This is a genomic window from Psychrobacillus sp. NPDC096426, from assembly GCF_044762745.1.
In the GTDB taxonomy this organism is placed as follows: Bacteria; Bacillota; Bacilli; order Bacillales_A; family Planococcaceae; genus Psychrobacillus.
Genome location: NZ_JBIWEX010000015.1, coordinates 15132 through 28714, shown reverse-complemented (window position 1 = coordinate 28714; position 13583 = coordinate 15132). Strand labels below are relative to the sequence as shown.

The 13583-nt window shown below is 36.9% G+C and carries 14 protein-coding genes and 1 riboswitch; of the genes, 11 read left to right on the top strand and 3 right to left on the bottom strand.

Going from position 1 to position 13583, the window contains the following annotated elements:
- Positions 1-172: 172 nt before the first annotated feature.
- Positions 173-2779, bottom strand: coding sequence for a cation-translocating P-type ATPase (locus tag ACIQYS_RS13440; protein ID WP_402980725.1), 2607 nt, complete (start codon positions 2777-2779; stop codon positions 173-175).
- A gap of 228 nt (positions 2780-3007) precedes the next feature.
- Here ACIQYS_RS13440 and ACIQYS_RS13435 point away from each other — a divergent pair, with 228 nt between their 5' ends.
- From ACIQYS_RS13435 to ACIQYS_RS13395, 9 genes are all read left to right on the top strand, one after another.
- Entirely contained in the window at positions 3008-3574 is a 567-nt protein-coding gene (locus ACIQYS_RS13435) for a manganese efflux pump MntP (protein ID WP_402980720.1), read from the top strand.
- 70 nt (positions 3575-3644) lie between these two features.
- Positions 3645-4496, top strand: coding sequence for a DUF72 domain-containing protein (locus ACIQYS_RS13430; protein ID WP_402980717.1), 852 nt, complete (start codon positions 3645-3647; stop codon positions 4494-4496).
- Positions 4496-5314: a sulfite exporter TauE/SafE family protein gene (locus ACIQYS_RS13425; RefSeq protein ID WP_402980714.1), complete on the top strand. Its 819-nt coding sequence runs from the start codon at positions 4496-4498 to the stop codon at positions 5312-5314. The genes ACIQYS_RS13430 and ACIQYS_RS13425 overlap by 1 nt, the downstream gene beginning before the upstream one ends.
- Before the next feature lie 23 nt (positions 5315-5337).
- Positions 5338-6705 (top strand): bifunctional metallophosphatase/5'-nucleotidase, encoded by a 1368-nt coding sequence (locus tag ACIQYS_RS13420; RefSeq protein ID WP_402980711.1) that lies wholly within the window; start codon positions 5338-5340, stop codon positions 6703-6705.
- A 39-nt stretch (positions 6706-6744) separates the two neighbouring features.
- Complete coding sequence (gene yunB, locus ACIQYS_RS13415; protein WP_402980708.1) at positions 6745-7518, top strand: sporulation protein YunB; 774 nt, start codon at positions 6745-6747, stop codon at positions 7516-7518.
- A 45-nt stretch (positions 7519-7563) separates the two neighbouring features.
- Positions 7564-7747, top strand: a riboswitch (Lysine riboswitch).
- A gap of 91 nt (positions 7748-7838) precedes the next feature.
- The gene (locus ACIQYS_RS13410; protein ID WP_402980705.1) at positions 7839-8129 is read left to right on the top strand and encodes a hypothetical protein; all 291 of its coding nucleotides are present in this window, start codon (positions 7839-7841) and stop codon (positions 8127-8129) included.
- A gap of 106 nt (positions 8130-8235) precedes the next feature.
- Entirely contained in the window at positions 8236-9351 is a 1116-nt protein-coding gene (locus tag ACIQYS_RS13405) for a Na+/H+ antiporter NhaC family protein (RefSeq protein WP_402980702.1), read from the top strand.
- Between the two features lie 115 nt (positions 9352-9466).
- Positions 9467-10399, top strand: a complete 933-nt coding sequence (lipA, locus tag ACIQYS_RS13400; protein ID WP_402980699.1) for a lipoyl synthase — start codon at positions 9467-9469, stop codon at positions 10397-10399.
- A gap of 18 nt (positions 10400-10417) precedes the next feature.
- Entirely contained in the window at positions 10418-10759 is a 342-nt protein-coding gene (locus tag ACIQYS_RS13395; protein WP_402980696.1) for a YutD family protein, read from the top strand.
- 901 nt (positions 10760-11660) lie between these two features.
- Here ACIQYS_RS13395 and ACIQYS_RS13390 read toward each other — a convergent pair.
- The gene (locus tag ACIQYS_RS13390) at positions 11661-11927 is read right to left on the bottom strand and encodes a DUF3055 domain-containing protein (protein WP_402980693.1); all 267 of its coding nucleotides are present in this window, start codon (positions 11925-11927) and stop codon (positions 11661-11663) included.
- Between the two features lie 85 nt (positions 11928-12012).
- Between ACIQYS_RS13390 and ACIQYS_RS13385 the strand changes: the two genes are divergently transcribed.
- A complete protein-coding gene (locus ACIQYS_RS13385; RefSeq protein WP_402980690.1) occupies positions 12013-12474 on the top strand; it encodes a DUF86 domain-containing protein in 462 nt (153 codons plus the stop codon).
- Positions 12461-13225 (top strand): TIGR01457 family HAD-type hydrolase, encoded by a 765-nt coding sequence (locus ACIQYS_RS13380; protein ID WP_402980687.1) that lies wholly within the window; start codon positions 12461-12463, stop codon positions 13223-13225. The genes ACIQYS_RS13385 and ACIQYS_RS13380 overlap by 14 nt, the downstream gene beginning before the upstream one ends.
- Positions 13226-13245: 20 nt before the next feature.
- On the opposite strand, the gene ACIQYS_RS13375 is transcribed toward ACIQYS_RS13380, so the two are convergent.
- Complete coding sequence (locus ACIQYS_RS13375; RefSeq protein WP_142540127.1) at positions 13246-13482, bottom strand: YuzB family protein; 237 nt, start codon at positions 13480-13482, stop codon at positions 13246-13248.
- Between the last annotated feature and the right edge of the window lie 101 nt (positions 13483-13583).

Here is a 13583-nt window from a genome sequence, read left to right as displayed (position 1 = left end):
CGGAAGGGCAGCAACTCCAGCTGGATCAGTGAGACAGATGAACCATCACAGGCGTACTCGTAGCGTCGGTGATGGTTCATCGCTCACCCGGCGGAAAGCGTCCGCCCTGCAGCGGAAATCCTAGCGATAACTTCCATTAGAAGCATTATTTCTAAAGTGCGCAAACTATATTCTATTTACTTCTCACAAACAACAATTTATACCACTGATTAACTAGAAACGGCATACAGGACAATGCATAGATGAATCCTAATTGAACTCCGTTTAATGTTGCAACATCAAACATATTTGCAAGCGCTGGGACAAACAAAACTAAATGTAAACATAAAATCCCTATTGAAAACGCTAGCCACGTATATTTATTCGAAAATACACCAATTTTGAAAATCGATTCTTTGGATCGGGAGTTGAAGCCATGTATTAATCTGGACAAACATAATGTTGTAAATGCCATGGTAGTTGCAGTTACCGTATCTCCTGTCTGCAATCCCATTCGAAAAGCAATAATGGTAGAAATCGCAATTAATAAACCTTCAAGTATTACTTGCGTTGTAAACTTTTTATTTAACAATGGTATGCGAATATCTCTTGGCTTGTCCTTCATTGTATTTTTATTATGCGGCTCTAAACCTATTGCTATTGCCGGTAAACTATCGGTAAGTAAATTAATAAACAATAGATGAACGGGTGCAAAAGGGATTGGTAAACCTAAAATGGTGGCATAGAGAACTACAAAAATAGCACCCGCATTCCCTGATAATAGGAAGAGAATCGCATTTTTAATATTCGTATACATGCTTCTTCCATTTGAAATCGCTTTGACAATTGTTGAGAAATTATCATCTGTTAGAATCATAGAGGATGCATCTTTTGCAACCTCGGTACCAGTTATCCCCATAGCCACTCCAATATCCGCTTGTTTTAAAGCGGGACCATCATTCACACCATCTCCCGTCATGGCAACGACATTTCCTTTTTCTTGCCAAGCTTTCACGATACGAATTTTATGCTCTGGTGTTACACGGGCGTAGACGGAGATATCTTGAACTTTTTCTTGTAGTTGTTTATCGGTTAATTGTTCAATTTCATATCCTTCCATTGCTTCGGATGAATCTTTTAAAATGCCAATTTGCTTAGCGATAGAAATTGCCGTTATTTTATGGTCCCCTGTTATCATGACGGGTTTAATACCTGCGTCTATACAGCTTTCAACCGAAGCTTTTGACTCTTTCCTAGGAGGATCCATCATCGCTATTAATCCGGCAAAGATTAAATCTTTTTCGTCTTCTGCACCAATTGCTCTATTTTGCTTTATTTCCTTATAAGTAATTGCGAGCACTCTTAAACCATTTTTAGAAAAGTCATGATTCACTTCTTCGATTTTTTTACGATCTATTTCTGTTATATCTACTATTCCTTTAGAAGTAACAATTTTTACAGTTTTAGATAGAAGTACATCTACTGCGCCTTTGGTTATCATAATATTTTGCTGATTGATATGATTTACTGTACTCATTAGTTTTCTATCTGAATCAAAAGGAATTTCTCCTACTCTTGGATTGTGATCTCTAATGTTAAGTGCGTCAAGATCGTACTGCTTTCCTAATTTTACGAGCGCAATTTCAGTAGGGTCCCCGATTTCTTTTTGATCTATCAGGGAGGAGTTATTACATAATAAGCCCATTAAGAGAAGATTTTTCTCCACCGCGTTTTTTGTTTGTATTTGATCATGTGGGATGACTTTTTGGTCAACGTATACTTGTTGAACGGTCATTTTATTTTCAGTTAATGTTCCCGTTTTATCGGAACAAATAACGGATACACTTCCCAAACTTTCAACCGCATAAAGCTTTCGTATAATTGCATTTTCCTTTGCCATTTTATGTGTTCCAAAAGCTAGCACGATGGTGACAATCGAACTTAATGCTTCTGGTATAGCTGCAACGGCAAGCGCAACGGCAAACATAAATGAATCTACGAGCTCGCGTCCTCGAAAAAGATCAATCGTGAAAATGGCTAAACAGATTATTGTAATCCCTAAAGCTAAATTTCCACCAAAATGATCGAGACTAACTTGCAGTGGAGTTTTTTTCTCCTTTGCAGTATCTAGTAAATTGGCTATTTTCCCGATTTCTGTTTCCATGCCGATAGCCGTAACAATGACAGTACCACGTCCATTGGTAACGAAGCTTCCCGTGAAAACCATATTTTTTTTATCAGCAATAATGACATCATCTTCTTTGATGGCCGAGGAACTTTTCTCTACTGAGAGTGATTCGCCTGTTAGCGAACTTTCATTAATATGCAGGTTATAGCTTTCTAATAATCTGCCATCTGCATTTATATAGTCTCCAGCATCCAAATAAAGAAGATCTCCAACTACTATATCCACGGAGGGGATTTGAACTATTTGATTGTTTCGTAACACTTTTGCAATTGGGGTGGTTAGAGCTTTTAGGTTGTCCAATGACTGCTCTGCTTTTACATGTTGTACGGTGCCTAGGATTGCGTTTAAAATAATGACGATCATTATCACGATGGTGCTTTCTACCTCTCCTAATAGAAATGAAATGAAAGCGGCAATCATTAAAATAATGACTAGTAAATCTTTAAATTGTCCGAAGAAAACGGCGAAAGTACTTGTCCTTTTTCCTTCTACTAATTTATTATAGCCGTATTCTTTTTGTCTTATTTGGACGTCATAATCACTTAATCCTTGATTTGTCACGTCTAACATCTCCATGACTTTGCGTGATGATTGTTGATGATATGCTACCATGTCAGTCTCCTTTCTTGTATAAAATGATTAGACTTCTATTCGTGGAAAAATGCCTCCGTAAGATTTGAACTCTATCAATACTATTCCTGTATCAATCACAGTATGATAGTAATCGAGTAAAATCTGGATGGAACATAACCAAAAGTACTGTTTATCAGAAAGGTTTTAACCAAAAAAATTTTTTCGCATATGCATAAGATGTAAATGGATTTTTACAAGGGGGATATTATGCATTGGATAACTATTATTCTTATTGGATTAGCGGCAAACTTAGATAATTTGGGCATTGGTCTTGCTTATGGGGCTAAACAAACGAAAGTCCCAATCGGCTCGAATATAATGATTGCTGTCATATCAATGATCATGACCTATGTGGCAGTTTTAACAGGTGGCGCTATAACTGGATACATTTCTTTAAGTAATGCCAATTTTTTTGGAAGTATTTTGTTATGTATTATAGGTTTATGGACTTTATGGTCCGCTCGATCTTCTAACATGGATACTAAAAAAGCGGAAGAATTTGATAAGGACAAAAATAACATCATCTCTATTAAAGAAGCGATTATGTTAGGATTTGTCTTATCCGTCAATTGTCTTGCAAGTGGAATTGGAATAGGTGCAAATGGCATTTCTGCTATTTGGACGGTAATTTCGGTAGGATTTTTTTCGATTGTAACTGTTGGGGTTGGTAGTCATTTTGGTTATTTGCTGACCAAAACATTTATCGGTAAATATTCAACTATAATTTCTGGAATCTTACTTATTTTTATAGGTATATATGAAATGTTCGCTTAGTATACTTTTTCATTTCACTGTAACTTAACTATTACGAATGATATGATTAATATATATTGGGGGTGAACAAATGATTAAAATAGGCTTAACAGGGTGGGGAGATCATCAAGACTTGTATGTATCAACGGCAAAAGACAAGTTAAAAGATTATAGCGCACATTTTCCAGTTGTTGAATTGGACACATCTTTTTATGCAATTCCACCTATTAAAAATAGTTTAAAATGGATAAAAGAAACACCGGATAATTTTCAGTTTGTCGTAAAAGCATATCAAGAAATAACTTGTCATTTACGCGGGGACTCCCATTATGAATCGATGGAAGAGATGTATGAGCGTTACCGGGAGTCTGTTCTTCCGTTTAAAGAAGCCGGAAAACTATCGATGGTGTTAGTACAGTTTCCACCTTGGTTTACATGTGTCAAAGAAAATGTGGAATACATACTTCGGGTGAAAGAAGAATTGAGAGATTTAGAGCTAGCTATTGAATTTCGTCATCAATCTTGGTACTCTCCTGATTTTCAAAATGGAACATTGGACTTTTTGAGAACACATCATTTGCATCATACTGTTTGTGATGAGCCGCAAGTAGGGACAGGATGTGTTCCTGTAGTTCCAATTGCGACTTCTGATAAAGTACTTGTTCGTTTACATGGTCGAAATACATATGGTTGGAATAACCCAGGAAATAATGAAAAATGGCGAGAGGTACGTTATTTATACGATTATAATAAAGAAGAGCTCTCATATACTCAAAATATAGTAGACCAATTACAGAAACAAGCAAAAGAGATAGTTGTACTATTTAATAATAATTCCGGAGGCCATGCTGCGAAAAATGCGAAAGCCTTTCAGCAAATGCTTGGTATTGAATTTGAAGGACTTGCTCCGAAACAATTAGACTTATTTGAAGGTGGGATATAATGGAGTGGATATTACTCGTAGTCGCTGGGCTATTTTCTGGTATAGTTGGAGCGTTAGTAGGTTTAGGTGGTGGCGTAATTTTAGTTCCAGCGGTGTTGTTTTTCGGTACGACACTCGGATTAATTTCTAATATTACGCCTCAAAGTGTTGTTGGACTTTCTGTAGTTATGATGATTTTTACAGGTCTTTCTTCCACACTTTCGTATATGAAAACGAAGACGGTTGATTTTAGAAGCGGATTTATCTTTTTCATCGGAAGTATTCCGGGTACAATACTCGGTGCATGGGTGAATAAGGGGCTAGATTTGCCATCTTTTAATCTATATTTTGGTATTTTACTTATTGTTTTATCTACCCTTTTACTTGTGCGTAATCGTCTAAAACCAGTAAAGTGGTTTGTGGATAATGGAAAGAAACGAACGTTTACAGATGAAAAAGACACGTATGTATATGGGTATCCTATTTGGTTTGCGTTGCTGTTAACATTTGGAGTTGGGTTTGCATCCGGATTATTTGGGATTGGTGGCGGTTCTATGATTGTACCTGCCATGATCCTGTTGTTCTTGTTTCCTCCGCATGTTGCAGTTGGAACATCCATGTTCATGGTGTTCTTATCGTCGCTTGTAAATTCGGCCATGCATATATCTCTCGGAAATGTACCTTGGCTTTATACGATTCCAGTAATTCCTGCTGCATATGTAGGTGCAAAAATAGGTGCAAAATTAAATAAAAGATTAAACTCTGATACACTTGTTTTTGCACTTAGAATCGTGCTGTTATTATTAGGTATTCGCTCCATTATCGATGGGTTATTTTAAAGTATAGAAGAGGTGTATGAAAGATGAGAGAGACAATCCATATTTATCATACGAATGATATACATAGCCATTTAGAAAATTGGCCTGCTATTCATCAGTTTCTCTTAGAGCGTCATAAAAGCCATGGACCGAACGAATCCTATTTAACCTTGGATATTGGTGATCATATAGACAGATCTAATGTGTTTACGGAAGGTACGCTTGGAAAAGGCAATGTTCAATTACTAAATAATGCGGGATATGATTATGTCACCATTGGCAACAATGAAGGAATAACGCTTAGCCATGATGACTTAAATACTTTGTATGAAGCTGCAAACTTTAAAGTGATCGTGTCCAATTTTACAGATTTAAGCGGGAATATTCCTTCTTGGGTGCTTCCTTATAAAATTCATGTTACGCACACCGGCATCCGAATTGGTATTGTAGGGGCAACTGCAGATTTCGGTTTGTATTATGAACAATTAGGTTGGCATATTCAACAGCCTATCGATCGTTTGAAAGAAACTTGTAAAGAAATAGAAAAGGACGTCGATGTGCTTATTTGTTTATCTCATTTAGGGATGTCTCAAGATGAAATCATGACGGAGGAGATACCGGAAATTGATCTGATCTTAGGTTCGCATACACATCATTTTTTCGAAGAAGGAAAAACAATAGGAAATACATTACAGGCTGCTGCAGGAAAGTATGGGGCTTATATTGGCCAAGTGACAATGGATTACGATCATCGAACAAAAAAAATCGTATCAAAGCAAGCTATGTTGCATGTTACACATACATTACCAAAACCGAAAGACTCAGATTTGCAACTAAAAAAATGGGAAGCGCTTGGTAATGAAGAGCTTTCTGAAACAGTTCTTCACAATGATACCTTATTACACAAAGAGTGGTTCGGTCCATCTGATATGTCCCGATTTTTCGGTAATGCTTTGCTTGCATTTACGAAAGCGGATTGTGCGATGTTCCCAGCAGGTATATTTTTGACGGACTTACCAAAAGGTCTGATTACAGCAAGCGATTTGCATAGATGTTTACCGCATCCAATTAATCCTTGCGTCATAACATTAACAGGCGCAGAATTATTGGAAATTGTCGAGCAATCTAAAAACGAGAAATGGCCACGTTTGGAAGTAAAGGGGCTCGGATTTAGAGGGAAATACTTGGGAGCAATTATTTTTGAGCAACTGATGGAAGATGAGCAAGGTAACATATTTATAGGTGGGGAAGCGTTGCTACTTAAAAAAGTGTATACGCTTGCTACACTCGATATGTTCACATTTGGTTATTTTTTTCCTTCCTTCAAATATGCGACGAAACAATACTATATGCCAGAGTTAATACGAGATGTAGTAAAATGGTACGGCAATCAGTTATTAAGTCAATCATAATGACCCCTCTTATTACATAGTAGTAATAAGGGGGATTTTTTGCTATTCTATCGAAAAAAAAAGCGTTTAACCATTTTTACTGCTCAGCGGAAACTAGCTATACTAATAGCGATTTTCATCTTTTCAGTTGCTGGTGTATTTTATGTTGTTAATAAACGGTTGACGCCCACATATCTAGATTATGCGGAAGTGCAAACAAATAAAATTGCATCAATGGTAATTAGTAAAGCAATTAACTCAAGAACGGCGAACGTTTTAGATGTAAACGATATTATCGAGGAAGTACCATCAACAAATGGTAGCACCAATATGGTAACGACGAAATTTAATACAGAAATTATTAATCGTGTTTTATCGGATACGAACAGTTTGGTTCAAGCCCATCTAGAGCAAGCAGAAAAAGGAAATTTATCGAGTCTACCTTATTTGGATGATATTGAATATGACAAACAAACGATGGAAGATCAAGGTGGAGTTGTGTTTTTTGTACCGATGGGGCAGGCGACGAACATCCCGCTTATCGGTAACTTAGGACCAAAAATTCCGATTCGATTTCATGTAATTGGAAATGTGCAGTCGAACGTAGTACCAACAATAACGGAATTTGGAATTAATAATGCCTATGTAGAAGTAAGTATTCATATTAAAGTAAATGTCCGAATTATTGTCCCGCTTGCTAGTAAAATGAGTGTTGTCGAACAAAATATTCCTGTTGCGATGGGATTAGTGCAAGGGCAAGTTCCTCATATTTATACAGGTGGAAACGGAACTGCTCCGTCCATTGAAGTGCCGATTCCATTGCCTGAAAAATAAAAAATCCAGGAAAGACAGAAAGAACTGTTACAATAGAGAAAATGAATAATAGGTAGAGGCTGCAGAGCTTAATAGTACTATACGGAAAGATGACGCTTATAATCGTATACGAAAGGAAGTTTTGCCGAAGCTATGTATGGTTCGTCAAACGATATTTAGTTGGGGTTATTTTAAAAAAGAATAACACTGTCATTTATATGAAAAGTATAAATGATGAGCTACAAAGGATAAATAATCATTTTTATGCTTAAATTCAATAGTGGAAGCCAACCTAGTGCATATGTAGGTTGGCTTTTTTATATTTTGAGGAGGAACAGGTTTTGGAAAATACGATTTTTTCTTTATTGCCACCGTTATTAGCAATTATAATGGTGCTTCTGACAAAAAGGGTGATATTATCCCTTGGTGTTGGAATTGTTACCGCAGCATTACTCGTAAAGAATTTTGCTCCGGTGGATACTTTAATACTGCTATGGGAATCATTTAAAACTTCTTTTTGGGACGAAGGGATAAATGCTTCTAACATTTATATTTTACTCTTTATCTTATTGCTTGGTGTAATTACTGCATTTGTTAGTTTATCCGGAGGTAGCGCTGCATTTGCTGCATAGGCGGTCAAAAGGATTCGAACTCGCCGAGGGTCTAAATTACTTACAGCGTTTTTAGGTATTATTATTTTTGTTGATGATTATTTTAATGCGTTAGCAGTTGGACAAATTGCAAGACCTATTACTGATTCGCACCGTGTCGCCAGTTTCTAGTTGGGGCGCTTTTTTAATCAGTCAGATCGGTGTTATTTTTGCGACACATGCCGTAACTGCATACACACCACTTGAGGCATTTATGTTAATGGCTCCGATGAACTTTTATGTGGTTGCAACGTTAGCTATTGTGTTTTTTATTGCTTGGACCGATTTTGATTTATTTGAAATGAAAAAGCATGAGAAAAAAGCGCTCGAAACAGGAGAACTGTATGATTTGAGTAAACCTAATCCGGGAGATCTACAAGGAAGTTTTCCAACTAATCATTATGGGAAAGTTATAGATTTAGTATTGCCGATTATTGCATTAATCGTTGTAACGTTAGTTGCAATGTTATGGACAGGTTTTAAACTTTCGGGATACATACTTAATCTGTTTGTCATTTTTGAATTTACAGATGTTCCATTTTCTTTAATGCTCGGTGGTTTAATAGCAACGATTTTAGCTATTGCACTGTATGTACGCCAGTTTAATAAAAATCCAGATGCTAATTTTAGTTTAGTAAGGAAAGCTTTCGTTACAGGAATTCGTTCAATGCTTCCTGCTATTTTTATCTTAATATTTGCGTGGTCATTGTCGTTTCTTATTAATGCGCTAGGAACGGGAGCATTTTTAGCAAAAATCGTAATGGATAATAATATTCCAGTAGGAGTCATTCCATTTTTGCTTTTTGTATTAACCGCTGTGATGGCTTTTGCAACAGGATCTTCTTGGGGATCATTCGGAATTTTGCTTCCAATAGGAGCTAGTATTATTATGGAGATAGAGCCAGCATTATTATTACCGGTTCTTTCAGCAGTTTTAGCAGGAGCCGTTTTTGGAGATCATTGTTCACCTATTTCAGATACAACGATTATGTCTGCAACGGGAGCCGGGGTGAATGTCATCGATCATGTGATGACACAATTACCTTATGCGATTATTAGTGCAATCATTGCGGCAATAGGCTATCTAGTTTTAGGATTGACAGGCTCGGTAATAGTAGGAATGCTTTCTGTGGTGGCTATTATTATAGCACTATTCATCATTTGGAATACAAAAAATAAGAGTGATATAAAAGCAAATAGTTAACTATTGAACCCCATTTTTTGCTCCAATATTCTGAGTTCAGAAGGTTGTTTGAATTCTAATAATATGGTACATTGACAACAGTGTGGTTAGTTTATAAAGAATGGGGTCGCTGTAAATGACATCTTGTAAGCCTACGAAATCAGAGCATCAACGCAAACCAGATTGGTTAAAAATTAAACTAAATACGAATGAAGACTATAAAGGTCTAAAAAAATTAATGCGTGATAATAATTTACATACAGTTTGTGAAGAAGCAAAATGCCCAAATATTCATGAATGCTGGGGTTCTCGAAGAACTGCTACTTTTATGATTTTAGGAGCAGTTTGTACACGTGCTTGTCGTTTCTGTGCGGTTAAAACAGGTCTACCAAACGAATTAGATCTAGCAGAACCAGAACGCGTTGCGGATTCAGTTGTCATTATGAATTTAAAACATGTAGTTGTTACAGCTGTTGCTCGTGATGATCTTAAAGACGGTGGTTCAGAAGTATTTGCCGAAACGATTCGAGCAATCCGACGTAAAAATCCATTTACAACTATTGAAGTATTACCTTCTGATATGGGAGGTATTGAACAAAATATCCGAAATATCATGGATGCGAAACCAGATATTTTGAACCATAATATCGAAACGGTACGTCGATTAACACCAAGAGTTCGAGCAAGAGCAAAATACGATCGCTCCCTTGAACTACTGCGTCGTGCGAAAGAGATGCAACCAAGCATCCCGACGAAATCTTCGTTAATGTTAGGTTTAGGGGAAACGTATGAAGAGATTTTAGAAGTAATGGACGATTTACGTGCTAACAACGTAGATATTATGACAATAGGCCAATATTTGCAACCAACGAAAAAACACTTACCTGTACTAAAATATTATTCACCTGCTGAGTTTGGTGAATTACGTAAGATTGCAATGAGTAAAGGGTTCTCTCATTGTGAAGCAGGACCGCTCGTAAGAAGTAGTTATCACGCGGATGAGCAAGTAAACGCCGCTGCAAAACAAAGACAAGCGCAAGGCGAGGAACTTCTAGCTACGAAGGAATAGCTAATGGGTGGTGATGGAATGATAGTTGCAGAAGGATTTACATATGAACTAATAGAAAATTACCGAGATGCATTTAAAGAAGATGCATTTTTGGACCGATATAGCGAGATTCTCTCAAAGTATGACTATATTATGGGAGACTGGGGATATGGTCAGCTTCGTCTAAAAGGATTTTTTGAAGATCGAAATCATAAAGCGACATTTGATACGAAAATTAGTACAATGAAAGATTATTTGTATGAGTATTGTAATTTTGGCTGTGCGTATTTTCTGATCAAAAAAACGGGAGTTGCACCGAAAGTAAAAACGACCGTAATAGATGAAACAATAGAAGAAAACCTAGAGCAGGATCATTTATGATCTTCCTCTAGGTTTTTTAATACTTTACATTTGGTAAGCAAAATATTCTCTTTTGCTCGTAATAGGAGTAATGTGTCTTAAATGGCTTTATCAGGTGACCTCTGCGATTTCCGCCGGGTGAGCGATGAGCCATCACCGCCGCTTGCGCGTACGTTGTGATGTCTCATTTGCTCACCAGAGGAACGAAGGCTAAGTGCGCCACATCGTGTGGCAACGCCTTCGTGACCAACATCCTGTTGGCCTCCGCTAGAGTCGCCGCCTTCCGCTGCAATCACCCAAATATGCTAGCTAATTAGCGTTCAGCTAAACAAAACAAAAAGAAATATTAGAACCCGCTGAACGAAGGCAAGAGTGGCATCTATCACTATATGAAAGTGAACATGAGCTTCACTATGTTATGAATTAATATATAATGTATATTTTCGTAATATTAATGGTCGTCTCCTATTAGGTAAACTCTTTGATAGGGGAAATGGTCGCTTCCCTTATAGAACTAGTTGCTTTTAAAGATCAGTTTGTTGCTCTTATCCACTTACTGGATAAATTTTCACGAGATTCTTACTAATAATAGATTTTACTCTTTGATTCTAATAAAACTTTTGGTTTATAAAGCGAGAAACTAATTAGTCAGCAAGCTCCTTTGATTTTCGCGGAAGGGCGGCGAATCCAGCGGGATGAAGTGAGACAGATCAAACTTCACAGCGCACGCGTAGCGTCGGTGAAGGTTCATCGCTCCCCCGTGGAAAGCGTCCGCACTGTAGCGAAAATCATTGCGGACATTTTTATTCAACTTGCTAAGACGCATTATCCCTATAATGCGATACGATAAAAATTGAGTCTTCGTTTTATGGGATAGTAGCTTTCTAGAAGCTCTCGCTGGCAAAAAGAGGCACTTAATTTATTAGTTTAGTAATTCTCTTAAATAATCTCTTAATTCTTCTGCTTCTACTTCTGATCTATTGTAAACATGCTCTAAATAGCCTGGTTCTTCTAAATCATCTGGTCCAAGTATTGCTGCTCTACCATATTGAATATCCATTACAAGCACTTTTCCAAAAAAGCGGGAACTTTGTAAAATAGCTAAATCATATCTTTGTGAATCTCCTGTAAAACCAACGAACCTCGTTTTTGTATCTTCCACATCATCGTATAAAAAAAATCGCTCCATCTTGTGACACTCCTTCCTGACTACGAATTATGGTACTATAGATTAGAGGTATATATCAACTGAACATGACTCAGGAGGCTTTCCAATGTATTTTGTAGATCGAAAAAAAATTGCTGAGACAATCGCACATATGAAGAAGTTGTTAACACTAATAGAAGGTAATACAGACTGGCATGCAGATGAACATTCTAAATTAGCTTTAGAACGTGTAGGTCATAATATGATTGAGTCCATTATTGATGTTGGAAATTCGATGATTGATGGTTTTATCATGCGTGATCCAGGTGGTTATGATGATATTATCGACATTTTAACAGATGAAAAAGTTATTCCACATGAGATGGATGCCCCACTAAAAGAAGTAATTGAATATAGAAAAGAGCTAGTACGTCAATTTTATGCAGTAGATCATAAAAAACTTGAAAATATACTTGTATCAAATATATCTTTCTTAAAGCAATTCCCAACGCAAGTTGAGAATTATTTAGTCCATGAATTGGGACCAGTTTCTGCTTTTTTACCGGAGGATTCGAATGTTAAACTATAAAGCTTATTTCTTGGATCTGGACGGAACGGTTTATAAAGGAAAAACCCCTATTAAGGAAGCGGTGGATTTTGTTCATTATTTACAAAATAACGGTATCGACCCTTTTTTTGTAACGAATAATTCGTCAATGACACAGAAACAACTGCAAGAAAAAATAGGGAAGATGGATATTCATGTGGACACAGATCATATTATTTCTTCTTCCATTGCGGCTGCGAATTATATAGAGGAACATTTTCCTAAGAAATCGGTGTTTATGATCGGAGAGAGTGGATTACAAGATGCGTTGGACGCGAAGCAAGTAGCGCGGTCAGAAGATATTGCAGATGTAGTAGTGATGGGAATTGACCGCTCTATTACTTATGAGAAGCTTGCAACCGCATGTCTTTCTATTCGAGCGGGAGCGGCGTTTATTTCGACAAATGGGGATCATGCTTTTCCAGATGAAAGAGGATTAGTACCGGGAAATGGTGCTTTTACAAAACTAGTAGAATATTCTACTGGTGTAGAGCCAATATTTATGGGTAAACCAGAACCATATATGCTAACGTTTATCCAAAAGAAATACGGGTATAAAAATGAAGAGATGATTATGATAGGTGATAATTATCTTACGGATATTTTAACTGGTATTCATATGGGCATTCATACAGCGCATGTGAATAGTGGGGTAACTCGAACAGAGGAAGTTCAAATGAAACCCTCGCAACCGACTTATTGTTTAGAGTCTTTACATGAATGGATAAAGTAAAAAGAAAAGAAAATCCACTATTAAAATAGCGGATTTTCTTCAATATATGCATATATTTTTTTCACAAGATCTTCTGGAGAATCCCCTTCGACAACATCTCCATTTACGATTGCAAGTAAAGTTTCGGAGCATAATGAACAATGACTGAGGCAGCCATATTCAAGTACATCTAAGTTAGGATCTTGTTCTAAAATGTCAAAAGCTTCTTGAGAACCATTTGCAAGGTTGCTTATACAAAATTCAACCATAGGATTCATAGCTGTCACCTCACTACAACGTCATGCTACTCTTTTTTTCGGGATACGTCAATTTAGAAGCTCTCTTGTGAAAACCATCACAATCATTTATAATTTTAGAT

Bases quoted from the DNA above. Each gene is read 5' to 3' on its own strand.
- ACIQYS_RS13395 (WP_402980696.1), top strand. From the start codon at position 10,418: ATGATAGTTGCAGAAGGATTTACATATGAACTAATAGAAAATTACCGA.
- ACIQYS_RS13440 (WP_402980725.1), bottom strand. From the start codon at position 2,779: ATGGTAGCATATCATCAACAATCATCACGCAAAGTCATGGAGATGTTA.
- ACIQYS_RS13420 (WP_402980711.1), top strand. From the start codon at position 5,338: ATGAGAGAGACAATCCATATTTATCATACGAATGATATACATAGCCAT.
- ACIQYS_RS13430 (WP_402980717.1), top strand. From the start codon at position 3,645: ATGATTAAAATAGGCTTAACAGGGTGGGGAGATCATCAAGACTTGTAT.
- ACIQYS_RS13390 (WP_402980693.1), bottom strand. From the start codon at position 11,927: ATGGAGCGATTTTTTTTATACGATGATGTGGAAGATACAAAAACGAGG.
- ACIQYS_RS13435 (WP_402980720.1), top strand. From the start codon at position 3,008: ATGCATTGGATAACTATTATTCTTATTGGATTAGCGGCAAACTTAGAT.
- lipA (WP_402980699.1), top strand. From the start codon at position 9,467: ATGACATCTTGTAAGCCTACGAAATCAGAGCATCAACGCAAACCAGAT.
- ACIQYS_RS13375 (WP_142540127.1), bottom strand. From the start codon at position 13,482: ATGAATCCTATGGTTGAATTTTGTATAAGCAACCTTGCAAATGGTTCT.
- ACIQYS_RS13385 (WP_402980690.1), top strand. From the start codon at position 12,013: ATGTATTTTGTAGATCGAAAAAAAATTGCTGAGACAATCGCACATATG.
- ACIQYS_RS13425 (WP_402980714.1), top strand. From the start codon at position 4,496: ATGGAGTGGATATTACTCGTAGTCGCTGGGCTATTTTCTGGTATAGTT.
- ACIQYS_RS13380 (WP_402980687.1), top strand. From the start codon at position 12,461: ATGTTAAACTATAAAGCTTATTTCTTGGATCTGGACGGAACGGTTTAT.